Raw genomic sequence first — 23,135 nt, forward strand, 5'->3', positions numbered from 1 at the left:
GGTCATGTGTCAGCCTGCGGCGAGCAGGCCTTCGAGCGAGGGCAGGATCAGGGCCGGCGGAAAGTCCCGGTATTCCTCGGGCTGGTCGGAGCGGTTGATCCAGACTGTCCGGAACCCGAATTTGGTGGCGCCGGCGACGTCCCAGCGGTTGGATGACTGAAACGACACCGCACCCGGATAGAGACGCCAGCCTGTCGTGACCATGTCGTAGACCGACGGATCGGCCTTGAAGCGCTTGACGGCCTCGACGGAATAGATGTCGTCCAGAACCTGGTCGAGCGCGGCCGATTTGACCGCCGCTTCCAGCATTTCAGGCGAGCCGTTGGATAGGATCGCCAGCTTGGCGCCAGATGCTTTGAGCGCCTTGAGCACGGCCGGCACCTCCGGATAGCAGTCCAGCCGCCAATAGGCGTCGAGCAGCTTGGCCCTCAGTCCCTTGTCCGCGGAGGGAACCTTGCGCAAGGCGAAATCCAGCGCCTGTTCGGTGAGTTGCCAGAAATCGGCGTAGGCGCCCATCAGCGTCCTCACCCAGGAATATTCCAATTGTTTGGCGCGCCAGATCTCCGACAGGAGCTGGCCGTCCGGTCCGATCTGGTCGGCATGACGGCGGACGGCTGCGTGCACGTCGAACAGCGTTCCGTAAGCGTCGAAAACGTAAGCCGCATGTTGCATGGTGACAGTTTTGCGGCGAGGCAAGGCCAGGCGCAAGCACGGATTGCAATTTCGCATGCCGCTGGCCTTAACAAATCTCAGCCATATCAGTTGACGGCAGACGCCAAAGCATCTTCCAATGGCGAGACAAGACAGCTCTGAAACGCGGAATCAAGCGATGACACTGGCGGCTGCGGCGCAATCCGCGACATGGACCTTCGTGGATGGCGACTGGTATGACGGCAACGTCGCCATTCTGGGGCCGCGCAGCCATGCCATGTGGCTCGGCACCAGCGTGTTCGACGGCGCCCGCTGGTTCGAGGGCGTCGCCCCCGACCTCGACCGCCACGCCGCCAGGGTGAACGCCTCGGCGATCGCGCTTGGTCTCAAACCATCCATGAGCGCCGAAAAGATCGTCGGGCTGACCTGGGACGGGCTGAAGAAGTTCGACGGCAAGACGGCGGTCTACATAAGGCCGATGTACTGGGCCGAACATGGTGGCTATATGGGCGTGCCGGCAGATCCGGCCTCGACCCGGTTCTGCCTTTGCCTCTATGAATCGCCGATGATCTCGCCGGCAGGCTTTTCTGTCACCGTCTCGCCGTTCCGGCGCCCGACCATCGAGACCATGCCGACCAACGCCAAGGCCGGCTGCCTTTATCCCAACAATGGTCGTGCCATCCTCGAAGCCAAGATGCGCGGCTTCGACAACGCGCTGGTGCTCGACATGCTGGGCAATGTCGCCGAGACCGGAACCTCGAACATTTTCCTGGTCAAGGATGGCCATGTCCTGACGCCGGCGCCGAACGGCACGTTCCTGTCCGGCATCACCCGTTCGCGGACGATGACGCTGCTTGACGAATATGGCTTCAAGACCATCGAAAAGGCGCTGTCGGTGCGCGAATTCCTCGAAGCCGACGAGATATTCTCGACCGGAAACCACTCGAAAGTCGTGCCGGTCACCCGCATCGAGGATCGCAATCTCCAGCCCGGGCCTGTAGCGAAAAAGGCGCGCGAACTCTATTGGGAGTGGGCGCATTCGACTTCGGCCGGCTGACTGGCTAAAAAGCGAACCGGCGCTTCGTTCCGGAGTTGCTCCACACCAATCCAGACCTATGTTAGTCCGGTATCGACACCGGATTTTTTCCACGAGGAGTACGACCGATGGCTTTCGAATTGCCCGCCTTGCCCTATGACTATGAGGCATTGCAGCCTTACATGTCGAAGGAGACGCTGGAGTATCACCACGACAAGCACCACAAGGCCTATGTCGACAACGGCAACAAGCTGGCTGCCGAAGCCGGGCTCGGCGATTTGTCGGTCGAAGAGATTGTGAAACAATCCTTCGGCAAGAACCCCGGGCTCTTCAACAATGCCGGCCAGCACTACAATCACATCCACTTCTGGCAGTGGATGAAGAAGGGCGGCGGCGGCAACAAATTGCCCGGCGCGCTGCAAAAGGCGTTTGACAGCGATCTTGGCGGTTACGACAAGTTCAAGGCCGATTTCATCGCCGCCGGCACCACCCAGTTCGGTTCGGGCTGGGCCTGGGTTTCGGTCAAGGACGGCAAGCTGGCGATCTCGAAGACCCCGAACGGCGAGAACCCGCTGGTCCATGGCGCGACCCCGATCCTGGGCGTCGATGTCTGGGAGCACTCCTATTACATCGACTATCGCAACGCCCGGCCGAAATATCTCGAAGCCTTCGTCGACAATCTCATCAACTGGGACCATGTCCTCGAGCTCTACGAAAAGGCGTAGGCCTGACTGAGTTGCAGAAGAGCCCCGGCAAAACCGGGGCTTTTCTCTATGTGCCAAATGATCGGCCGCCCTTTTCCAACGACCGTCGCGAAAAATTCACACAAGCGTGAGGCGAATTTCCGGAATTTTCAAGCCAGTTTTGCCGTTATGGATCAGTCGGACCTTCACCCGAAACATCTTCACCATGGAGCCAGTTGAATGAGAAAGCTTATCCTCGCCATCTCGATGCTCGCCTTCGCCGGTTCGGCGGCGTTTGCCGATCCGATCCAGGAGCGGCAGGCCATTATGAAGGAACGTGGAAAGATCGCCGGCCAATTGTCGAAAGTCGTCAAGGGCGAGACCCCTTACGACGCAGCGGCCGTGCTGGCGGCGTTGAAGGCGCTGGAGGCAAACGCCGAGAAGTTCCATGCAAACGTCGACACTCTTTTCCCGGCTGGCAGCGACACCGGCGACACCACAGCTGCCCCAAAAATCTGGGACGATATGGCCGGCTTCAAGGCGGTGGAAGAAAAATATCTCGCCGACGTCAAGGCTGCGGCGGCCGCCGCTCCTGCCGACGTCGATGCCTTCAAGGCGGGGTTCAACACCATAGGCGGCGATTGCGGCACCTGCCACAAGACATACAGGATTAAGAAGGGCTGATAGCGGGCGATGCGCCTGCTGAAAAAACTCGTCGGCGCCGCCCTCGTTCTGGGCGTCGCCGGCGCGGTTGCCGGCTGGTTCCTGTCGGCGCCGGTCAGGCTCGACAGCGAGGCTCTGGCGCAGCTCGGCCCCGGCGATGCCGCCAGGGGCAAGCGCATTTTTTATGCCGGCGGCTGCACGTCCTGTCATGCGAAGCCAAGCTCGCAAGGCGACGCCCGCCTTCAACTGGCCGGCGGTCTCGAACTCAAGACGCCGTTCGGCATCTTCGTGCCACCGAACATCTCGCAGGATGCCACGGACGGTATCGGCGGCTGGTCGGTCGAAGACCTCGCCAACGCCATGCTGAAGGGCGTGTCGCCGAGCGGCGAGCACTTCTATCCGGCGTTTCCCTATGCGTCCTACGCACGCATGAAGCCGGCCGACATTGCCGATCTCCATGCCTTCCTGAAAACGCTTCCGGCGGTGGCGGGCAAGGCGCCGCCCAATTCGCTGGGGTTCCCATTCAACATCCGTCGCGGCATCGGGCTGTGGAAACGTCTCTATTTGAGTGACCAGCCGGTGGTTTCCTTCCCCGATGGCACGCCGGATCCGGTGATGGCCGGCCGTTACCTGGTCGAAGGGCCCGGCCATTGCGGCGAATGCCACACGCCGCGCGATTTTGCTGGCGGCACCAGGAAGAGCGAGTGGCTGGCGGGGGCCGCGGCTGCCGAAGGCAGTGGCATCGTGCCGAACATCACCTCGGGCGAAGGCGGGCTCGGTGACTGGTCGGAGGCCGACATAACCTACTTTCTCGAAACCGGCTTCACCCCGGATTTCGATTCCGTCGGTGGCGCCATGGTCGACGTGCAGAGAAACTTGGCCGAGTTGACGCCCGAGGACCGGGCGGCGATATCAGCCTATCTCAAGGCGATACCGCCGCATCCCAGCGGCTATCCGGCGCGCAAGCAGCCAGCGAACTGATTCCGGGAGCCGGACGGGATGGCGGCGCGTCAGCGATCGCCGAGGAAATCGAAGCCGGTCTCGAAGAAATGATTGTAGTTGCAGGTCATTTCCTCGCCGGGCGCGATGTCGCGCAGTGCATAGGTCTCCTCGGGCGAGGCGACGTCGCAATTCGGGTCGTCGGCATGGTTCATGTAGCGGGCGTCGTCGGCTTCGAAGACGACAAAGTTTGGATCGCGCCGGTCGGGATAAGAATAGCGATCGAGATAGGCTCTGACCGGCCCGGTTTCGCGTTCATAGACCTCGACTGGGATGCGCCGGTCGTAATTGGGATGGAGCTTCCAGACCAGTGTGCCGCGGGGAATGTGGTTCTTGGCAAAGACACCGATGCCCTGGATGGGCGATTTGTCGAGATAGACGTCGACGAGCAACATGGCGGACCCTTGGCGTGACTGGATGATTTTTGGGTGGCGCGGCTGCGAAAAGCCGCGCATTGGGTAGCGCGCAGCTATGGCAATCGCGAGCGGAAAATCGACCTGACCTGACCCGGAATCGATTTTCCGCTGGTGGGGATGGTGCGCAAGATCAAGCTCCTACAGCGCCGTCTGTGCGTCCAACAGGGTCGGCGGCGCTGTGGTGGCAAGGTCGGCCTTGCCCGCCACCTTCAGCGCAAACGCATAGGTGAAGGCGATTTCCTCGAGCCGGGAAAACCGGCCGGATGCACCGGCATGACCGGAGTCCATGTTGATCTTGAACAGCACCGGATTGTCGCCGATCTTGCGGTCGCGCAGCCGCGCCACCCACTTGGCCGGCTCCCAATAGGTGACACGCGGGTCGGTGAGGCCGGCAAGCGCCAGGATCGGCGGATAGTCGAGCGCGGCGACATTGTCATAGGGCGAGTAGGCGGCGATCGTTCGGTAGTCCTCCTCCGAGGCGATCGGATTGCCCCATTCGGGCCATTCCGGTGGCGTCAGCGGCAGGGTCGCGTCGAGCATGGTGGTGAGCACGTCGACGAACGGAACCTCGGCGACAATACCGCCGAAGCATTCCGGCGCCATATTCGCGACAGCGCCCATCAGCAGGCCGCCGGCCGAGCCGCCCTGACCGACGATGCGGTCATGTTGCGTATAGCGTTCGGCGACGAGATGGTGGGCGGCTGCGATGAAATCGGTGAACGTGTTCATTTTGTGCGCCCGCTTGCCGTCGTCGTACCAGCCATAGCCCTTGTCCTTGCCGCCGCGGACATGGGCAATCGCGTAGACGAAGCCGCGATCGACCAGCGATAACAAATTGGTGTTAAAGGCGGCCGGGACCGTGATGCCGTAGGAGCCGTAGCCGTAAAGCAGGCAAGGCGCTGATCCGTCGAGCGGCGTGTCGCGATGGTGAATGAGCGAGACCGGCACCAGTTCGCCGTCGGCTGCGGGCGCCATCAGCCGCCGCGTCACGTAGTGGTCCGGGTCGTGACCGGACGGAACTTCCTGGGTCTTCAGCAGCACGCGCTCGCGGGTCCGCATGTTGTAGTCGAAGACCTGCGCCGGCGTTGTCATGGATGAGTAGGAAAAGCGCATGATCTCGGTATCGTATTCATAGGATCCCGACAGGCCGAGCGAGAAGGCTTCCTCGTCGAAGGAGATGAGATGTTCCTCGCCGCTGTTGCGGTCATGCACGACGATGCGCGGCAGGCCTTCCTTGCGTTCAAGCCTGACCATGTGGTCCTTGAAACCGATTACCGAAAGGATCAGCCGGCCCGCTTCGTGCGGCACCAACGCCTGCCAGTTGGCGCGCACCGGGTCGCTCGCCGGCGCAGTCATGATCTTGAAATCCTTGGCGCCGTCGGCGTTGGTGAGAATGAAGAAGATATCGCCGCCTTCTTCGAGGTCGTATTGCAGGCCGGTCTCGCGCGGGGCAACCAGCTTCGGTTCGGCGAACGGCTCGCTGGCGCTCATGATGCGATATTCCGAGGTCTCGTGGTCGTTGATGCCAAGCATGATCCACTCGTTGGAGCGTGTGCCGCCGACATTCATGAAGAAGCCTGGATCGGTTTCTTCGTAGATCAGCCGGTCGTTCTCAGGACTGTCGCCAAGGGCATGGAACAGCACCTTGGAAGGACGGTGGTTGGGATCGAGGCGGGTGTAGAAAAATCCGTCATTTCCGGCATCCCACACGCCGCCGCCACCGGTGTCCGGAATCCTGTCGGCCAGATCGTTCCAGTCGGCGAGATCGCGGACGCGAAGCGTGTAGAATTCGGAACCCTTATCATCGAAGGCCCACAGAAGCTTGCGGTGGTCGGTCGAATGGTCGACACCGCCGAGGCGGAAATAGGCCTTGCCTTCGGCCTCGAGATCGCCGTCGAGCAGGATCTCTTGGTCGCCGCCGTCGCGCGGCGTGCGGAAATAACGCGGCTGCTCGCCGCCAAGCTTGAAAGATGACCCATAAGCGTACGGTCCATCCTTCATCGGCACGGACGAATCGTCTTCCTTGATGCGGCCCCTCATCTCCTTGAAGAGCTGCTTCCGCACCTGGGCGGTGTCGGCCATGAGCGCTGCCTGATAGGCGTTCTCGGCTTCGAGATGGGCGCGGATCTGGGCGTCGAGCAGCGACGGATCCCTGAACATCTCTTGCCAATTGCCGGCTCTCAGCCAGGCATAGTCTTCCGTCCGGGTCACTCCATGATGCACATCGAAGACCGGTCGCTTCTCTGGTTGCGGCGGGCTGGCAGTCGGAAATGCTGGGGTTCGGGTCATTGCGTCTCGCTGTGGAAGTTATTTGAATGAAGAATGAACACGCCGATCAGCGCAGGTTCAAGAGCCGGAGTATATGTTTGCGTCGGGCTCCAAAAGATGAGCCGGAGGAGAGGGAAAAATGAAGTTCCGTTTTCACGCTGCTGCGGCTTTCGCCGTCGCTTCGACAGTCTTGGCCTTTATCGGCCAATCTCATGCAACCGTGTTCGCAGCTTGGCAAGTGACCAACCTTCCGTTTGGCGACACGCTCAACGTGCGCAAGTATCCGGCGGGATCGTCCCAGAGGCAGGCCGCCTATCCCAACGGTGCTGTTTTGCAGATGACCGGGAGATGCACCGGCGGCATAAAGCTGCTCGACATCGGCAAACAGCCGGTTTGGAAGCAGGAACAGAAGATCCGCTATGGCTGGTGCGAAGTCTGGCACGATCCGGCCCAGAACGGCAATTTCGTCACCGGCTGGGTCTACGGAAAATACATCACCCCACATTGATGGATCGGTGCCGGTCCGCGGTGCTGATTTCCGGCTTGCTTGCAACAGCAAATCGCAACCTATGGTTTTGTAGATTCTAAAAACAACCAGATAGCCTACGCCACAACCAAGCATAGCCAAGCATTGAGATTTTTTTACTGCTCTCATGGGATGTAACGGCAGCTTGACTGGGCGTCCGCCGCTGCTGGTCTGCCCAGAAAATATCGCAAAGTCACAGAGTGCACGAAAGGTTGAAGCTGATCGTCGAATATTTTATTGCCATCGATGAATACAGCGCAAGAAGCGAATTGACTTACTTGGTTTAGTGGCTCATTAGGATGCTGCGACGCGAATCGCAGAGGCTCTTTCCTGCAAAAATTTCGCGCGATGCCCGACCTATCAAAAATAGGGCGCAGGTAGAAACAACTCACGTTGGGGCCAGGAAGCCATGGATATTATCGAAACACCTTCCAGAAATAGTGATGCGCTGATCGAATTGACGGCCGATGTCGTGGCCGCCTATGTCAGCAACAATCCGGTGCCGGTCGGCGAGCTGCCTAGCCTCATCGCCGATGTCCATGCCGCCCTCGGGCGCGTGGGCGGGGCCAGTGAACAGCCTCCTGCCGACAAGCAGAAGCCGGCAGTAAACCCGAAACGCTCCGTCCATGACGACTACATCGTCTGTCTTGAAGACGGCAAGAAGTTCAAGTCGCTGAAGCGTCACTTGATGACCCACTACGGTCTGACGCCCGACGAGTATCGTGAAAAATGGGGCCTGGACGCCAGCTACCCGATGGTTGCTCCCAACTATGCTGCCGCCCGCTCACAGCTCGCCAAGAAGATGGGTCTCGGCCGCAAGCGCAAGGGGCGCTGATACCGGCTCCCTTCCCGACCTGGGTTAGATGATCAACGGCGCCTCCGGGCGCCGTTTTGATCTTGGGGCGATGCTGGAGCAATCGATATGCGTCGCAACATGTGCGGCTCCGATCATGTCGGGCCATCGCGCGCTGTTCGTCTGATCAGGCGGTCTGCTTCAAGGCCGCCTCTGCGTCGCGCTTGATGCGCTTGACCATTGAACGAAGACCATTGGCGCGTTGCGGCGACAGGTGCTCGTCGAGGCCAAGTGCCTTCAGCGTGGCTTCCGCGTCGGTTTTCTGGATCTCGCTGGCGGGTCGTCTGGAAAACAGCGCCAGCATGATAGCGACGAGGCCGCGCACGATATGGGCGTCCGAATCGCCGGCGAAGGTGACGACTGGGTCGGGCCCCGGACCATACTCGGTGGTCAGCCAGACCTGGCTGACGCAGCCGGGCACCTTGTTGGCAGGGTTGCGTTCCTCATCGGGGAATGGCGGCAGGGCCTCGCCCAGTTCGATCACATAGCGATAGCGGTCTTCCCACTCGTCAAGCAGGGAGAAGTCGTCGCGGATCGTTTGGATCGTCGTGGTCATAGGCCGGATATAATCATCCGGCGACGCCGCGTCACGGAAAAAGAGGAAAAGCGCGTCGCGTGAGGCCGGTCAAATGCGACGCGCTTTAGCGCGGACGGCCTGCGGACGGTGACAGATGCGCTGAAAAATATCTCAGTTTTTCGCCGGCAAATCGACTTTCACCGGTAACACGATGTCTTCGGGCACGCTGCCGGTCGTTGTCGCCGTGTCGGGTTCGGCGGTCTTGTCGTCCAACATGGCGGCCGCGATCTTGGCTGTCTCCCTGGCCCGGGCGGTGATCGTGTGCATTGCGGACTTGCCGGTCTCGCAGACGTCGGGCTTGCGCTCGCATATGCCGGCAATGTCGCCGACGGCTTCGCGTGCCGCAAACAACGCCTGGATCGGCCCGACGCTTTGCTGGCCGGTCTCGTCGGAGCCGACATTCAGCGGCAGCGCCAGAAGCACCAGCGAAAACCAGAAAGCCATTCTGATCAGAAAGCCCATCTGTATGCCCTCATTCGTGACCGGATCATGCGTTCATGCGGCATGACCTCTTTATGGATACGATAGTGGCATGGACGCGCAAAGGACGGCTTGCCCGGTCAGCAAAAATTTTCCTCAAATTTTAGGCAAATTCGAAACGAAGCATTTTGCAATGGATTTGTCTCAGATCCAGCCGATTTTCTTCACTTAAGGTTAACCATATATCCAACTGTTTTCCTTATGTATTTCCCAGAAGCGCGGCTCACCGGGGCGACTGTCAAGGCGGGAGGGCGGTTCGCCCGGATAACGCTCCGTTTACTATGGCCGCAATTGCCAAGGTTTGCCCCGTGCCGGCCCCCCAATATCTGCCTCAGGCCGGGCATTGATCGGTCCTGCCTTATCCATTCCTTAAACGCTGGATGCGAGTTTCAGATCGACAAAAGCATCTGCGAAGCAGGGCTGTTCACGACCAGGTGCGAGTGCGTTGAGTTGAGTTCGATAAGGGCCAGATACGTTGAGTTGCCCGGCGCGATGGCAGCCGGTTGCGAACGTATGGTTCATCCGTCGATCCTCGGACAGAACGACCGCCGGTGCCAGAGGCGGTTTATCGGTGTCATGCTGGCCGCTCCGTTCTTCGCCGCAGGCGCAGCAGTCACGCTGGTCACCTCGGGCATGGGCGTGGCCGTGACCATGGCGGCGATCTTTGCGACGTTCGGCCTCTGCTGGTTTGCTGCCTTGCTGGTGGCGGCATCGGGCAAGATGGCGTTCGCCGGCCAGGTCGCCCTGGTGATGGGCAGTCTTGCTCTTGCCGGTGTCATCGCCGCGGCGGGCGGGATGGCCTCGCCGGTCGCCATGCTTGTCGTGGCGCTGCCGTTCGAAGCCTGGTGGATCGGCGCGTCTCGTCGCGCTGCACTCTGGGGTGCCCTATCCGCATGTGTCGCTATCCTGCTGCAGGCTTTTGCCGGTTCTGTCTTCCCGTTCGGTCCGGCCGAAATCGCCGCCTGGCATTGGCTGCTGCCGCTGGCCTGGGCGCTCACCCTCGTTCCCCGCGTCGCATCGCTTGGCAGCGCGGCCGGCGCGCAGCTTGATCCGGCGACCGACGATCGGCTCGAGAACATCATCGACGCCGTTGTCCTGCGGGCCGGCCGGCATGGCGAGGTTCTGGATGCGTCGGCAAAGGCGCGCACGATCCTGAAGCTGCAGCCGGAACTGCTGTTCGGCACCGGCCTGTTCGACCGCATCCATCTTTCCGATCGCGTCGCATACCTCAGCGCGCTGGCCGACATGCGCGATGGCGCGCCGGCGCGCCGGCTGGATCTTCGCGTCCGGCTGCCGCAAAACGGCAATGGCCCGACGGCGGACAATTACCGGCCGTTTTCGCTTGAATTGGCGCGCGGGGAAGAGCAGCAGGACGTCCTCACGTTCGTCCTGCGCGAAAACGACGAACTCGCCGGCTTGCGCGAAGAGCTTGCCGCTGCGAAAGAGGCGGCCGCGTCTGCCGAAGTGGCAAAGGGACGGTTTCTGGCGGTCGTCAGCCACGAGCTGCGCACGCCGTTGAACGCCATCATCGGTTTTTCCGACATGCTGCTGCATGAGATGTTTGGCACCTTCAAGGATCCGCGCCAGAAGGAATATGTCGGCCTGGTCAAGGAGTCCGGCCAGCATCTGCTTGCCGTCGTCACCTCGATACTCGACGTATCGAGGATCGAGGCCGGCGCCTACGCAACCGAGCCGGAACCATTCCGTTTCGTCGAAGCGGTCGAAATGTGCCAGTCGATGATGCGCTTGCAGGCCGACGCAAAGAGCATCGATCTACAGGCCCAGATCGCGCCGGATGCAGGCGAGATTAACGCCGACCGTCGTGCCGTGCAGCAGATACTCATCAACCTCGTCTCCAACGCTATCAAGTTCACGCCCGATGGCGGCGATGTCGTCGTCGGCGCCAAGCGGATCGGCTCGCGACTGCATTTCTGGGTCAGGGACACCGGCATCGGCATCGCCGAGGAAGACTTTGCCAATCTCGGCAAGCCGTTCATGCAGATCCAGAACGACTATACGCGCCGCTTCGAGGGGACCGGGCTCGGCCTGTCGCTGGTGAAGGGTCTGGTGGCGCTTCACGAGGGCACGATGTCGATCGAAAGCATGCCGGGGGAGGGCACCACGGTCACGATCAGCTTGCCGGTGAACGGACCGAAAGGACGTTCGAACGACAAGCCCGGCGTACTGCCGATGCCTGCAGCCAAGGCGGAGACGAAAGGGGACAGGCATGGCTCGCTCCGCAAAACAGCCTAAGGCGGTCAAGCGCCGCGGCAATGCCTTCCAACGCAGCGCGGTCGCCCTCGGCAGCCAGATTTCACGCAATCCGGTTCTGGTTGGCGGTTCGACCGCCTTCCTGGTGACGCTGTTCTACGTCTCGGCGAACGCTTTGTGGTATCAGCCTTTTCCTCATGCCGGCGCGTTTTTTGCGACCAGGAGCATGGAGGGCTTTCCTCGAGCCGGCGCCGACGAGCCTGAAACCACCATCAACATCGTGCGGCCGGAGCCGGCCCCGATCAAGAGCGATCCGATCGTCGAGCAGGTCCAGGGCATATTGAAGGATCTCGATTTCTATTCCGGCACCGTCGACGGTATTTCCGGCCCCAACACGCGCAAGGCCATCCAAGCCTATCAGCAGAAGGTCGGGCTCAACGCTTCCGGCGAGATCGACAGCATTCTGCTCGATCAACTGGGCGCCATGCCAACCGCCTCGACGGTCGTGCCACATCCGGCACCCCGTCCGGACGACATGGCCGCGACTCCCGTCTCGGCTTCGCCGGCAGATGCGTCGGCGCAGGCACCCGACGCCCGCATCATCAAGATCCAGGCCGGGTTGAAGGCATTCGGCAATGACGACATGCAACTCGATGGCGTGGTCGGGGCCCGCACCAAGGCAGCGATCAAGGAGTTCCAGTCGCTGTTCGGGCTGCCTGAGACCGGCGAGCCCGACGAGGTCGTCTACGTCAAGATGCGCGAGATCGGCCTGACCAACTGATGAGCGGAGGCGGGCGGTTTTTGGTTTCACCCAAACGCAAAGCGCTCTAAGTACCGTCCGATGTTGTCCAGAATGCTGCCATGCGCGTAACCACGGATCTGTGGGTGTCGGCCTTGTTGCGCCGGGTTTTCGGCGCCGGCGGCTTTGCCGCCGTGGTCAAGCGCGGCGCAACCGAGGCCGGTGCCGTCTTCGTGCTGGCGCGAGGCCGCATGGGCGAGATTGCCTTGTTTGGCCCGGCGCCGCAGACGAGCTACGATTCAGCCAAACCCGACGACCGTTACTTCAGTCTGCTCGGCGCCGGCGACGATGCCGCCGTCTTTGACGGGCGACTGGAAAGGGAGAAGAAATTCGATCCCGACATCTGGGTGGTCGAGATCGAGGCCGGCTCTGTTCCCGTCGAGGAGCTTCTTTCCGTCAAGTCGCAATAGCGATATGCAGACAAAGGCTTAGAGCGTTCGCTTGAATCTCTTTTTCAGTCGCGACGCGCCTAAAGCATGTCGCGCAAAAGCATGCCCTCGCGCCTGACCCGAGGGTGTGCAGCGGTTTTGCGATAACGACATGCTTAAAAACAACAGCCTAAGCGCGTCGCATGAGGCGGGTCAAACGCGGCGCGCTTTAGGGCTGGCGGCAGTATTGTCGCTGTGCGCTTTGCGGACGTCGGCGTTTGCCGCGATCGGTCCGGCATTGCGAATGGCCTTCGACAGTGTCTCGGCTTTCCAGCCGCGTAGCCTGTCCAGCGCTGCGTCGCGATGCAGCAGCCGATAGCGGTCGAGGAAGATGCGGATGGCCTGCGGATGCGAGAACTCTGTGGGATAGACGGCGGCGGTGATCAGGAACGCCCTCTCTTCGCCGAGATCGAGCGCGCGCAGGGCGGCCAGCAGCGACGTGTAGTTCTGGTGCGCGGTGAGCGACCGCGCCGTTGAAAAATCGATCTCGAGCGCGTCGGCCAGTGCTGTCTGGAAGAATGCGGCATTGCCGGTCAGCGCCGTCTCGCGCAGTTTGACATAGGTGTTAGCGCCGGCGAACGGATTGATCGTCGCGCCGCCGCTCTCGGCATCACGCATCATCGACCGCAGCCGGCGCCGTGCAGTCTCGGCGGCGGCGCCGGGCACCTGCTGGCTGTCGGCGACGACTTCGGCGCTTTCGGGCACCATCTTGGCGTTCGCCTCAGGCTGCCGCACGCTCACCAGCGTCGGCTTTTCTAGCGCCCTGATCAGGTGGGCGATGGTCGGGTTCAGATCCTTGCGGCGCGCAATGGCGCGCGCATGCGGCAGGCCATGGCGGCCGATCAGCGCGATCAGGTCGATATCGCTGAGCGCGCGCGAGCGGATGAGCAGCGGCGCGGCAACGTCGACCGGCTCCTCGCAAAGCCGCCGGACCAGCGCAGCGGGCGCATATTCGCATTCGGAAAGGGCGGCGGCGACGTAGCGGCGCGATTCGACCGACACATCGGCGAAAAGCGGAAGCGTCAGATCCTCAAGTTGCGCGATCTCCCGGCGCGAAGGGCGGGTCAGCGAACAGAACGCCGACACCGTGGCGCGGAACAGCCTTTCGGCCTTTCCCGGTTCAGCCCGTATAGCGATTTGCCTGAAATCCGCAGATGACACGAAGGATACGCCTGACACTCGACACAATCTGGACCATGCTCGACCGGGACTGTGTCGGTTTCGCATTTGCCACGGGTCAGGACTTCCTGACCTCAGAACAAAGATCAAATTAGCGGCGATCCGTTAGCGTTCCGTTAACCTACTGGCTCCTTAATCAGGTTGGAGGCGTTGCGTTGTGCTCCGGGGCAACCGAGAGGAATGCACGAACCATGGGCATGGTACTGTCTTTCGTGCCGCGAACGGCGGCAACCAATCGATCAGACCGAAACACCGGAACGCCGGCGGCGGTGATCATTTTCCCCGGCGTCCGCTACGAGCAACCGCCACTGACGGGCGAGACGCGGCCAGGCGCCGGTCCGGACAAGCCGGGTTCGTCAAGGACGATGCCGGGGACGTCGGGGACGTTGCCTGTTCCGCATCATTAACGCGCGTCGCGGCTGAATGGATTCGCCGCGCCCCGTTGGGCGCGCGAAGGACGCTCTATCTCTTGAATGAGCGCCGCGGCGGCTCGCAAGGCATGGGCCGCAACCGGCGGCATGTTTCAGTTGACGTCAGTAGTCCTGCAGCTCGCAGGAACTCTGCTCGAGAAACCGCGACACGGTCAGCTTCCAGCTGTCGTCGGGCACGAAGGAGCGGATGACGAACATGCCTTCGTCGATCGGCGCTTCGACGAAGATTGCCCCTTGCAATTCCTCCGGGAGATCCTTGCGGATCTCGATCATCTGCGCCGGCGTCAGTACGATACTGTCCAGCACCCTTCCGGTCGCGCTGTGGTCGTTGAAGGAGTAGATGTTATGGCCGCTGCGGTCATAGACCGATACGGACCAGAACGGGACGTTTCCCGGTGCCTTCACCCGAACCATCCCATCGGACAGATCGAAGCGGCAAGCCGCAGCATAAAACAGCGGATCGACCGATTTCACCACAGGCGTACCGCCGGCCTCAGCGTCCAGCCTGGTCATCCGATAAAGGTTGGAGGCCATGGCCAGCCGCGACCAGGCATTGCGTTCGGAAAATTCCGGGGCGAGCAGCAGCACGATGATGTGTACGATGCCGGCGCCAAGCAGGCCGAGCAGGATCGCGTGCAGCAGCCTACGCATTGCAGCCGACCTTTACGATCTGCGGCAGCGTGACATCCGAAAGGCCCGTGCTGCTGGCGATCGGCGTGTCGTAGAATGTCAGCACGAGATACATCCGGCCGAAGCCGTCGGAAAGCAGCCAGTTGCCGGGCGCGGGGCGGTTGCTGACGGAAATAAGCACGGAATTGTCGGGCTGGCGCAGCACCTGGTAGGACTGAAGTGCCGCAAGCCTTGGCTTGCCGGTCTCGACCACGCCGAGCGACCGATCGGCGGCATAGAGGGTCCAGAACCGGGCTGTGGGAAATCCGCCTTCGATTTCATAGGCGCATTGGCGTTTCAATAGTTCGCCATCGGAATCGCGTTCGGCGATAAACGACAGGCCTTCTGCCTGCCCGAGTGCAAGGACACCCTCGCGCGCCACGCGGGCTTTCGAATAAGGATCCGCCGACTGCGTGCCGATATCGGGAAACGCCGTCCATTGGCCGATCCTGATCGCGCCAATGCCATCCTGCGTCTTGAGAGCGTACCAGACGCTGCTGCCGCCGCCGCCGATGGATATGGCAAGCGCGAGGAGCGTCAGGAATGCGTTCTTGAACATGAAGAGCCGCGGGCAAGAGGAGTGCCGCTCGGGGATATCGCGGGGCAGGGGGCCATGGCAAGCGGACCTCTGTGGAATTGCGGCGCGAGGGATGGCCTGGCCAGTCGTGCCGGCATCAAAGCGCCGACAGGGTCTCCGGTGTCGCAGGCGCCTGGAGGACGGGTGCCGACTGGAACAGCCTGGTGATGTCCCTGAGCGCCCGCGTCGTCTGGCTGGACAGCACCGGCGGCCGCTCGGCGGCGGTATCGGCCGCTGCCTGCTCGGCATTCTTCTTTTCCGCTTCCTCGGCCTTGGCGGCGATCTCTTCGTCGACGAAGGGATGATCGAGGCCGGGGATTGGCTTGAGGTCGATATTCTGGTGCGCATAGACCATCAGCCGCTGCCAAACCATCGCCGGCAGCGAGCCGCCGGTCATGTTGTTGGTCGGGGTGAAGTCGTCATTGCCGAGCCACACGGCAGCCGTGTAGTTGCCGGTGAATCCGACATACCAGGCGTCGCGGTAAGACTGCGTTGTGCCGGTCTTGCCGGCCGAAACGATATTGGGAAGCGCAGCGCGCCGCGCCGTGCCCATCACCGGCACCGCCGCCAGCATGGTGTTCATGGATTTCAGCGCCTGCTCCGAGAGCACACGGCGCGGCGGCGGCGCATCCTTGGCGAAATCGTAAACCACCTCGCCGGTACGGGTGACGAGCTGGGTGACGCCATGCCGGGAGCCGACAAAGCCGTTCTGGGCGAACACGCTAAAGCCTGTCGCCTGGTCCATCACGGTCATGCCCGATGTGCCGAGCACCATCGTCTTGTGCGATTCGAGCGGCGATTCGACGCCCATGGCTTCCGCCATCGCCTTGATCGGCTTGATGCCGAGATGATTCTTGGCCAGCCGCACCGGCACGGTGTTGACCGATTTGGCCATCGCCGTGATCAGCGTGACCTTGCCGGCCCGTCCGTCATTGTAATTGTGCGGCGACCAGGCACCCCAGGAGATCGGCGCGCCGGAAACGACGGAGTCCGGCGTGAAGCCGTGCTCCATCGCCGTTGCGTATACGTAGGGTTTAAACGATGAGCCGCTCTGGCGCAGCGCCTTGGTGGCGCGGTTGAACTGGCTGGCACCGTAGTCGCGGCCGCCGACGATCGCCCTGACTGCGCCATTGGTTTCGATGACGACCATGGCGCCTTCGGTGACGTTGTATTCCTTGCCGAACTGGCGGAGATGGAACTCCATCGATTCTTCCGCCGCCTTCTGGATGTTGGCGTCGAAAGTGGTGTGGGCGACCAGCGAATGCTGGCCGGACTTCGCGGCGATCTTCTTGACCTCTTCGAATGCCCAGTCGAGGTAGTAATCCGGGCTCTTCTGCTCGCCGCGGTCGACGATTTCAGCCGGATGCAGCCGCGCCTGCAGCACCTGACCCTCGCTCATGAAGCCGCCTTCGACGAGATTCGACAGCACCACATTGGCCCGCGCCCTGGCAGCAGGCAGGTTGATGTGCGGCGCGTATTTGGTCGGTGCCTTGAACAGGCCGGCCAGCATCGCCGCTTCGGCGAGGTTCACATCCTTGACGCTTTTGCCGAAATAGAAATCGGCGGCCGCTTCGATGCCGAAAGTGCCGCCGCCCATATAGACGCGGTCGAGATAGAGCTGCAGGATCTCCTTCTTTGACAGATTGGCCTCGAGCCACAGCGCCAGGAAGGCTTCCTTGACCTTCCGCTCCAACGTCCGTTCATTGGTCAGGAACAGGTTCTTGGCCAACTGCTGGGTGATGCTCGAGCCGCCCTGCACCACGGAATTCGCCCGCACATTCGCGAAGATCGCGCGCGAAAGGCCGAGCGCGTCGATGCCGTAGTGATCGAAGAAACGCCGATCCTCGGTGGCCAGCACCGCCTTGATGACTTGGTCGGGCATTTCGTCGACCGGCACCGAATCGCGCTGGATGATGCCGCGCTGGCCGATCTCATTGCCGTAGCGGTCGAGGAAGGTGATGGCGAAATCGCCCTGGGCGCGCCAGTCGCCGGCGGTTTCCTGGAAGGCCGGCAAGGCGAGCGCCAGCATGACGACGATGCCGCCGGCGCCGAGCGTGAAACCTTCGCTCAACAGTTCGATGATGCCGCGGCGCCAGCCGGAGACGCGGAAGCGCCGGAAAAAAATGGTGGCCGCTTCCCAGAACCGGCGCGCCTTGAAGCCGGTCTCGTAGAGCGAGGAATCGAACCACGCATCCGCCGCCAGCAGTCTTGCGGCAATCGGACCCCTTCTCCTGCGTGTTTTCAAAGGACTGGCCATTCCAAGTTCCGGCTGCGGCTACGCCTCCCACTGAGAAGCGGCACTCCTACCAGACTATTTGTCCATTTTGGCCTCGCTCACAAGGGTGAGGGGAGCTTTCGCGGTACAGTTTGTTGATACCAGGGTCGGGCCTGCCACCTCGCGCCCGCTTACTGCGCCGCGATAAAGCGCATGAAATGCGCCACGTCGGCATCGCTTGGCTCCTGGCCGGTGAAACTGCGCAGATAGGCGGCGAGATGACTGACCCTCGCCTCGACCGGTTCCTTGAGGTCGAGCACATAATAGCCGATCTGCATGTAGTAGAGCACACGGGCGCGGATGAAGGCATCCTCTTCGCCGTAGCCATGCCGGCGATACATGTCGCGGATCGCACCCAGTCGGTCATTGTCGGCCTGGTCGACGGCCCGGCGCACGTCCTCGGAGCGACGCGCCCATTCCCGGATGGCGAAGTCGAGCCTGGGATCGAACAGGCGCTCGTCGGTCCAGCATTCGAACACGTTCATGACCCCCATGATGATGCTTTCGGCCGGCCGCTGCGCGCGTTCGACGATCGACTTGGTGTTGGTGTCCCGCCAATGGGCAAGCAACTGGTCGAGCAGGTCCTGACGTCTCTCGAAATACCAGTAGAAGCTTGAGCGCGATACGCCGAGCTTCTGGCCGAGCGGCAGCACGCGCACGCTTTCGATGCCGTCTGAAATCAGTGTCTGGAGCGCAAGATTGATCCAGTCCCGGCGCGTCACCTTGGTGTTGCCGGGCGCCGGCTCGTGCTGCGGAGAAATCATGGTCATGGCCGCACAATAGGCATGAGGGCGAACTGCATACAACCGTACTAGACACATATGTACAGTACAAGTATCCTGTCTGCCTCAACGAACTGGGCCGAGCGGCCGACGCGCGTCATCGCGGCTCCTGCCTACGATCCGCAACGCATGGCAATACGGCAATGAGGAGTATCCGCCATGGTCGATGACGCCGCACGCAACCTCAGGCGCGAACGCAGGCGCGGACGAACCGGCGAGGCCGGCAGCGAGACCAGCCGCCGGCCGGACTATCGTTCGCTGAAGAACCCGTTCCTGCCGCAGCCGATCTTTTCGGCCGACCAGGTCGCCGCGATCCACGACACGGCGCTGCGCGTGCTCGAGCAACTCGGCGCCAAGGTGCTGCTGCCGGAGGCGCGCGCCATTCTTGCCCGTGCCGGCGCGCTGGTCGACGAGGACAGCCAGATGGTGCGCATCGGCCGCGATATCGTCTCGGCGGCGCTGGGCTCGGCGCCGAAATCGATCCGCGTCCATGCCGGTGACCGTGCCCGCGACCTGACGCTCGAACTCGGCTCGATGACGTTCCTGGCAGGATCCGGGGCGCCAAACGTCACCGATCTGGAGCACGGCCGGCGGCCGGGAACGCTTGCCGCTTTCGAGGATCTCATCCGCCTGGTGCAGCATTTCGACGTGCTGCACATGCTGGGACCTTGCATCGAGCCGCAGGACATCGACAACCGCTTCCGCCATTATGCCGTCAACCGCGCGCAGTTGACGCTGTCGGACAAGCTGCCGTTCGTCTTCGCGCGCGGCACGCCGCAGGTCGAGGACGGCTTCGAGATGCTGCGGCTGGCGCGCGGTCTGTCCGAGGACGAATTCCGTTCGGGCGCTCATTGCTACACCGTCATCAACACCAACTCGCCGCGTCAGCTCGACATTCCGATGGCACAAGGCATCATCGACTTTGCCAAGGCGGGGCAGGTGCTGATCATAACGCCCTTCTGCCTGGCCGGCGCCATGGCGCCGATCACCGTGGCCGGCGCGCTGACGCTGCAGCACGCCGAAGCGCTGGCCGGGCTGACGCTGGCCCAGATCGTGCGGCCGGGCGCGCCGGTGGTCTATGGCTCCTTCTCCTCCAATGTCGACATGAAGTCCGGGGCGCCGGCCTTCGGCACGCCGGAGCACGTCAAGGCGACGCTCGGCGCCGGTCAGCTTGCACGCTTCACCGGCCTTCCCTGGCGGTCCGGCGGCGGCAGTGCCGCCAACATTTCGGACGCGCAGGCAGCCCACGAAACGCAGTTCGCGCTATGGGGTTCGGTGCTCGCCGGCGCGACGGTCTGCATCCATGCTGCGGGCTGGCTCGAAGGCGGGTTGAGCGTCTCGTTCGAGAAGCTGATCACCGATATCGAGGCGCTGCAGACCATCGCGGAACTCTGCGCCGCGACGCCCGGCGACGAGGCCGCGATCGGCTTCGAGGCCATCGCCGAAGTGCAGCCGGGCGGGCATTTCTTCTCGACCGGGCACACAATGGCGCGCTACCGCACCGCATTCTACGAACCGCTGGTCGCCGACTGGTCGAATTTCGGCAACTGGACTGAGGCCGGGTCAAGAACCGCCACCGAGCGCGCCACCGGCATCTGGAAACGGCTGCTGGCCGATTTTCGGCCGCCGGCTTGCGCCGCTGCCACATCAGGTGTTCTCGACGAATTCATTGCGCGGCGCACGGAAGAGGGTGGCGCAGCACCGGTCTCGTGATGTAGTTCAGCGAGCGCGTTACATGGGGCGCTTGTCGCCTGCCTTCTGCCGGTCGCGGCGGATCGTGCCGGCATCGGCTTTCCTGTGCTTGTCGGCGGCGAGTCTGCGAATGCGATCGAAGCGGCTTTCCTCGGCCACTTTGGTCTTTACTACAGCATTTGGCTTCGGGACGAATGCAATCATGGATCGATCTCCTTGCCGACGGCTGCGCGCCGGAGGATGCCCCGGCGGCTGTCTTTCGGGCTCTCGTCAAGAGCACGTTCTCTCCGAGAGGTCGAAGATGTTAGGTGGCGAGAGCGACCGCGCAGCTTTGCGCACCCAGCCTGTCGGGCGAGGTTTTTCCGGGCATGGTCGCCCAGCCGCCCGTCTCGATGAACTGCCGCTTCTTGTAGCTGTCAGTTATGGCCTTGAACTCGACAAATTTGGCGGCCGCGTCGGGCGCCGTATTGAAGCGATCGACGCAGACCGCCGAGGCCAGTTCGCCGCGCGCCGTATCGCCGGCGGTGGCCGCCAGCGCGCGCGAGGTGCCGCCGGTCACCCAGCCGCCCCAGTTGAAACCGATGATCAGCGTGGCGACGAAGGTTGCAGCGCATGCCCACAAAAGCGTGGATTTGGCCGGCTGGTAATCTTCCCATCGACGCGCGAGAGATGGCTTGCTGCTTTGTGTGGCCACGGACAGTTCCTTCCTGGTTGATGTTGGGATCGGTCGCCCGGCCTTGCTGGGGCCAGGCCTTGCAGGGCCTATTTACGGGAGGGGTGGTCAGTAGCCGCCCATGCCGGCCGAAGGCGCAGCGTCTTTTGCTGGAATGTCGGTGATCATGGCTTCCGCGGTGATCAGCAGCGCCGCGATCGACCCGGCATCCTGCAACGCGGTCCGCACCACCTTTGCGGGATCGACGATGCCAGCCTTGATCATGTCGACATAGGTCTCGTTCTGGGCGTCGAAGCCCTGATTGTGATCCTTGCTGTCCGTGAGCCTGCCGACAACGATCGAACCTTCGACGCCGGAGTTCTCGACGATCTGGCGGATCGGCGCTTCGAGCGCTCTCGACACGATCGAAATGCCCGCCGTCACATCGGCATTGGCTCCGGTCAGCCCGTTCAGCACGGCCTTGGCGCGCAGCAGCGCGACACCGCCGCCGGGAACGATGCCTTCTTCCACTGCCGCGCGCGTGGCGTTCAGCGCATCGTCGATGCGGTCCTTCTTTTCCTTGACCTCGGACTCGGTCGCGCCGCCGACGCGAATGACCGCGACGCCGCCGGCGAGCTTGGCCAGCCGCTCCTGCAGCTTCTCCTTGTCGTAGTCGGAAGTGGTTTCCTCGATCTGCCCCTTGATCTGCTGGACACGCGCCTGGATCGTGGCCTTCTCGCCGGCGCCGTCGATGATCGTCGTCGTGTCCTTTTCGATCAGCACGCGCTTGGCGCGGCCTAGCATGTCGATGGTGATGTTTTCGAGCTTGATGCCGAGGTCCTCCGAAATCACCTGGCCGGCGGTAAGCACCGCGATGTCTTCCAGCATCGACTTGCGGCGGTCACCGAAGCCCGGCGCCTTGACGGCCGCAACCTTGAGTCCGCCGCGCAATTTGTTGACGACCAGCGTCGCCAGCGCTTCGCCTTCGACGTCCTCGGAGATGATCAGCAGCGGCTTGCCGCTTTGCACCACGGCTTCGAGGATCGGCAGCATCGCCTGCAGATTGCCGAGCTTCTTTTCATGGATGAGGACGTAAGGGTCCTCCAGCTCGGCGCGCATCTTCTCGGCATTGGTGACGAAATAGGGCGAGAGATAGCCGCGGTCGAACTGCATGCCCTCGACGACGTCGAGTTCGGTGTCGGCGGTCTTGGCTTCCTCGACGGTGATGACGCCGTCATTGCCGACCTTGTCCATCGCCTTGGCGATCATGGCGCCGACGGTGGTGTCGCCATTGGCGGCAATGGTGCCGACCTGCGCGATTTCACCGGAAGTTTTGACCTTCTTGGCGCGTGCCTGGATTTCCTTGACGACAGCGGTAACGGCAAGGTCGATGCCGCGCTTGAGGTCCATCGGGTTCATGCCGGCGGCAACGAATTTGGCGCCCTCGCGCAAGATGGAAGCGGCAAGCACCGTGGCGGTGGTGGTGCCGTCGCCGGCAAGGTCGTTGGTCTTCGACGCCACTTCGCGCACCATCTGCGCGCCCATGTTCTCGAACTTGTCGGAAAGCTCGATTTCCTTGGCTACCGCCACCCCGTCCTTGGTGATGCGCGGTGCGCCATAGGCCTTGTCAATGACGACGTTGCGGCCCTTGGGGCCGAGCGTCACCTTGACGGCGTTGTTGAGGATTTCGACACCACGCAGCATGCGGTCACGCGCATCGGTGGAGAATTTGATTTCCTTGGCAGACATGATTTTTCCAGTTCGGTTGGTTGCGGCAGGGCGCTGTCAGCACCGCCTGAATCAAAAATTTGGAGCGTCCTTTGCGCGTCCAAGACGCGCGGCGCTCCAATCAGGCGGCCGTCTTGGCAGCCCCGGTCTTCTCGATGATGCCCATCTCGCTCTTGTCGATGATGCCCATCTCGCTCTTGTCGATGATGCCCATGATGTCGGCCTCCTTCATGATCAGAAGGTCCTCTCCGTCAATCTTGACCTCGGTGCCGGACCATTTGCCGAACAGGATGAGGTCGCCGGCCTTGACATCGAGCGCGATCAGCGCGCCGCTTTCGTCACGCGCGCCCGGCCCGACGGCGATCACTTCGCCTTCCTGCGGCTTTTCCTTGGCATTGTCGGGGATGATGATGCCGCCCTTGGATGTGGTGTCGTTTTCGGCGCGCCGAATGACGACGCGATCGTGGAGTGGCCGGAATTTCATGGAAACTTCTTTCTGGGGCCGGCTTAGGCGGCCGCTCCCTTCTATAGGCGCGTTGGCACTCGATAGATAGGAGTGC

The 23,135-nt window shown here is 62.3% G+C and carries 24 protein-coding genes; 10 read left to right on the top strand and 14 right to left on the bottom strand.

Annotation, left to right across the window (positions count from 1 at the left end; translation table 11 throughout):
• Positions 1–9 precede the first annotated feature (9 nt).
• Positions 10–672 carry a haloacid dehalogenase type II gene (locus AC0L2M_RS14635; protein WP_023800845.1) on the bottom strand — a complete coding sequence of 221 codons (663 nt, stop codon included), beginning with the start codon at positions 670–672 and terminating at the stop codon, positions 10–12.
• A 157-nt stretch (positions 673–829) separates the two neighbouring features.
• Here AC0L2M_RS14635 and AC0L2M_RS14640 point away from each other — a divergent pair, with 157 nt between their 5' ends.
• From AC0L2M_RS14640 to AC0L2M_RS14655, 4 genes are all read left to right on the top strand, one after another.
• Positions 830–1,708, top strand: a complete 879-nt coding sequence (locus AC0L2M_RS14640; protein WP_128168036.1) for a branched-chain amino acid aminotransferase — start codon at positions 830–832, stop codon at positions 1,706–1,708.
• A 107-nt stretch (positions 1,709–1,815) separates the two neighbouring features.
• Complete coding sequence (locus AC0L2M_RS14645) at positions 1,816–2,412, top strand: superoxide dismutase (RefSeq protein WP_128168037.1); 597 nt, start codon at positions 1,816–1,818, stop codon at positions 2,410–2,412.
• A gap of 198 nt (positions 2,413–2,610) precedes the next feature.
• Entirely contained in the window at positions 2,611–3,054 is a 444-nt protein-coding gene (locus AC0L2M_RS14650; RefSeq protein WP_091590353.1) for a c-type cytochrome, read from the top strand.
• Between the two features lie 9 nt (positions 3,055–3,063).
• On the top strand, positions 3,064–4,014 hold the full coding sequence (locus tag AC0L2M_RS14655) for a cytochrome c (protein ID WP_287239321.1): 951 nt from the start codon (positions 3,064–3,066) through the stop codon (positions 4,012–4,014).
• Between the two features lie 29 nt (positions 4,015–4,043).
• Here the strand turns inward: AC0L2M_RS14655 and AC0L2M_RS14660 are convergent, their stop codons facing one another.
• On the bottom strand, positions 4,044–4,427 hold the full coding sequence (locus AC0L2M_RS14660; RefSeq protein ID WP_287064288.1) for an SET domain-containing protein: 384 nt from the start codon (positions 4,425–4,427) through the stop codon (positions 4,044–4,046).
• 159 nt (positions 4,428–4,586) lie between these two features.
• Positions 4,587–6,737 carry a S9 family peptidase gene (locus tag AC0L2M_RS14665; protein ID WP_473535223.1) on the bottom strand — a complete coding sequence of 717 codons (2,151 nt, stop codon included), beginning with the start codon at positions 6,735–6,737 and terminating at the stop codon, positions 4,587–4,589.
• Positions 6,738–6,855: 118 nt separating this feature from the next.
• Here AC0L2M_RS14665 and AC0L2M_RS14670 point away from each other — a divergent pair, with 118 nt between their 5' ends.
• Both AC0L2M_RS14670 and AC0L2M_RS14675 read left to right on the top strand, forming a co-directional pair.
• The gene (locus tag AC0L2M_RS14670) at positions 6,856–7,224 is read left to right on the top strand and encodes an SH3 domain-containing protein (RefSeq protein ID WP_473535224.1); all 369 of its coding nucleotides are present in this window, start codon (positions 6,856–6,858) and stop codon (positions 7,222–7,224) included.
• Between the two features lie 427 nt (positions 7,225–7,651).
• Complete coding sequence (locus AC0L2M_RS14675; RefSeq protein WP_023800837.1) at positions 7,652–8,077, top strand: Ros/MucR family transcriptional regulator; 426 nt, start codon at positions 7,652–7,654, stop codon at positions 8,075–8,077.
• Between the two features lie 145 nt (positions 8,078–8,222).
• Here AC0L2M_RS14675 and AC0L2M_RS14680 read toward each other — a convergent pair whose 3' ends face one another.
• Complete coding sequence (locus tag AC0L2M_RS14680; protein WP_023800835.1) at positions 8,223–8,651, bottom strand: SufE family protein; 429 nt, start codon at positions 8,649–8,651, stop codon at positions 8,223–8,225.
• A 132-nt stretch (positions 8,652–8,783) separates the two neighbouring features.
• Positions 8,784–9,134 (bottom strand): DUF5330 domain-containing protein, encoded by a 351-nt coding sequence (locus tag AC0L2M_RS14685; protein WP_473535225.1) that lies wholly within the window; start codon positions 9,132–9,134, stop codon positions 8,784–8,786.
• Positions 9,135–9,665: 531 nt separating this feature from the next.
• Here AC0L2M_RS14685 and AC0L2M_RS14690 point away from each other — a divergent pair.
• The 3 genes from AC0L2M_RS14690 to AC0L2M_RS14700 all read left to right on the top strand — a co-directional run bounded on the left by AC0L2M_RS14690 (position 9,666) and on the right by AC0L2M_RS14700 (position 12,572).
• Entirely contained in the window at positions 9,666–11,405 is a 1,740-nt protein-coding gene (locus AC0L2M_RS14690; RefSeq protein WP_473535226.1) for a PAS domain-containing sensor histidine kinase, read from the top strand.
• Positions 11,380–12,144, top strand: a complete 765-nt coding sequence (locus AC0L2M_RS14695; RefSeq protein ID WP_473535227.1) for a peptidoglycan-binding domain-containing protein — start codon at positions 11,380–11,382, stop codon at positions 12,142–12,144. The genes AC0L2M_RS14690 and AC0L2M_RS14695 overlap by 26 nt, the downstream gene beginning before the upstream one ends.
• An 80-nt stretch (positions 12,145–12,224) precedes the next feature.
• Positions 12,225–12,572 (top strand): DUF1491 family protein, encoded by a 348-nt coding sequence (locus tag AC0L2M_RS14700; RefSeq protein ID WP_128168044.1) that lies wholly within the window; start codon positions 12,225–12,227, stop codon positions 12,570–12,572.
• A gap of 171 nt (positions 12,573–12,743) precedes the next feature.
• On the opposite strand, the gene AC0L2M_RS14705 is transcribed toward AC0L2M_RS14700, so the two are convergent.
• The 5 genes from AC0L2M_RS14705 to AC0L2M_RS14725 all read right to left on the bottom strand — a co-directional run bounded on the left by AC0L2M_RS14705 (position 12,744) and on the right by AC0L2M_RS14725 (position 18,491).
• Positions 12,744–13,751, bottom strand: a complete 1,008-nt coding sequence (locus AC0L2M_RS14705) for a hypothetical protein (protein WP_287228792.1) — start codon at positions 13,749–13,751, stop codon at positions 12,744–12,746.
• A 551-nt stretch (positions 13,752–14,302) separates the two neighbouring features.
• Positions 14,303–14,851: a DUF1254 domain-containing protein gene (locus AC0L2M_RS14710; protein ID WP_473535228.1), complete on the bottom strand. Its 549-nt coding sequence runs from the start codon at positions 14,849–14,851 to the stop codon at positions 14,303–14,305.
• A complete protein-coding gene (locus AC0L2M_RS14715; protein ID WP_236371816.1) occupies positions 14,844–15,428 on the bottom strand; it encodes a DUF1214 domain-containing protein in 585 nt (194 codons plus the stop codon). Before AC0L2M_RS14715 ends, AC0L2M_RS14710 begins: the two co-directional genes overlap by 8 nt.
• A 115-nt stretch (positions 15,429–15,543) precedes the next feature.
• A complete protein-coding gene (locus tag AC0L2M_RS14720; protein WP_027152779.1) occupies positions 15,544–17,703 on the bottom strand; it encodes a transglycosylase domain-containing protein in 2,160 nt (719 codons plus the stop codon).
• 149 nt (positions 17,704–17,852) lie between these two features.
• Positions 17,853–18,491 carry a TetR/AcrR family transcriptional regulator gene (locus tag AC0L2M_RS14725; protein WP_473535229.1) on the bottom strand — a complete coding sequence of 213 codons (639 nt, stop codon included), beginning with the start codon at positions 18,489–18,491 and terminating at the stop codon, positions 17,853–17,855.
• Between the two features lie 171 nt (positions 18,492–18,662).
• Here AC0L2M_RS14725 and AC0L2M_RS14730 point away from each other — a divergent pair, with 171 nt between their 5' ends.
• Positions 18,663–20,216, top strand: coding sequence for a trimethylamine methyltransferase family protein (locus AC0L2M_RS14730; protein ID WP_473535230.1), 1,554 nt, complete (start codon positions 18,663–18,665; stop codon positions 20,214–20,216).
• An 18-nt stretch (positions 20,217–20,234) separates the two neighbouring features.
• Here the strand turns inward: AC0L2M_RS14730 and AC0L2M_RS14735 are convergent, their stop codons facing one another.
• The 4 genes from AC0L2M_RS14735 to AC0L2M_RS14750 all read right to left on the bottom strand — a co-directional run bounded on the left by AC0L2M_RS14735 (position 20,235) and on the right by AC0L2M_RS14750 (position 23,059).
• Complete coding sequence (locus AC0L2M_RS14735) at positions 20,235–20,399, bottom strand: hypothetical protein (RefSeq protein ID WP_473535231.1); 165 nt, start codon at positions 20,397–20,399, stop codon at positions 20,235–20,237.
• Positions 20,400–20,499: 100 nt separating this feature from the next.
• Positions 20,500–20,889: a hypothetical protein gene (locus AC0L2M_RS14740; RefSeq protein WP_473535232.1), complete on the bottom strand. Its 390-nt coding sequence runs from the start codon at positions 20,887–20,889 to the stop codon at positions 20,500–20,502.
• Positions 20,890–20,976: 87 nt separating this feature from the next.
• Positions 20,977–22,596 (bottom strand): chaperonin GroEL, encoded by a 1,620-nt coding sequence (groL, locus tag AC0L2M_RS14745; protein WP_473535233.1) that lies wholly within the window; start codon positions 22,594–22,596, stop codon positions 20,977–20,979.
• Between the two features lie 100 nt (positions 22,597–22,696).
• A complete protein-coding gene (locus AC0L2M_RS14750) occupies positions 22,697–23,059 on the bottom strand; it encodes a co-chaperone GroES (protein WP_473535234.1) in 363 nt (120 codons plus the stop codon).
• Between the last annotated feature and the right edge of the window lie 76 nt (positions 23,060–23,135).

This window comes from Mesorhizobium sp. WSM4806 (genome assembly GCF_055811635.1).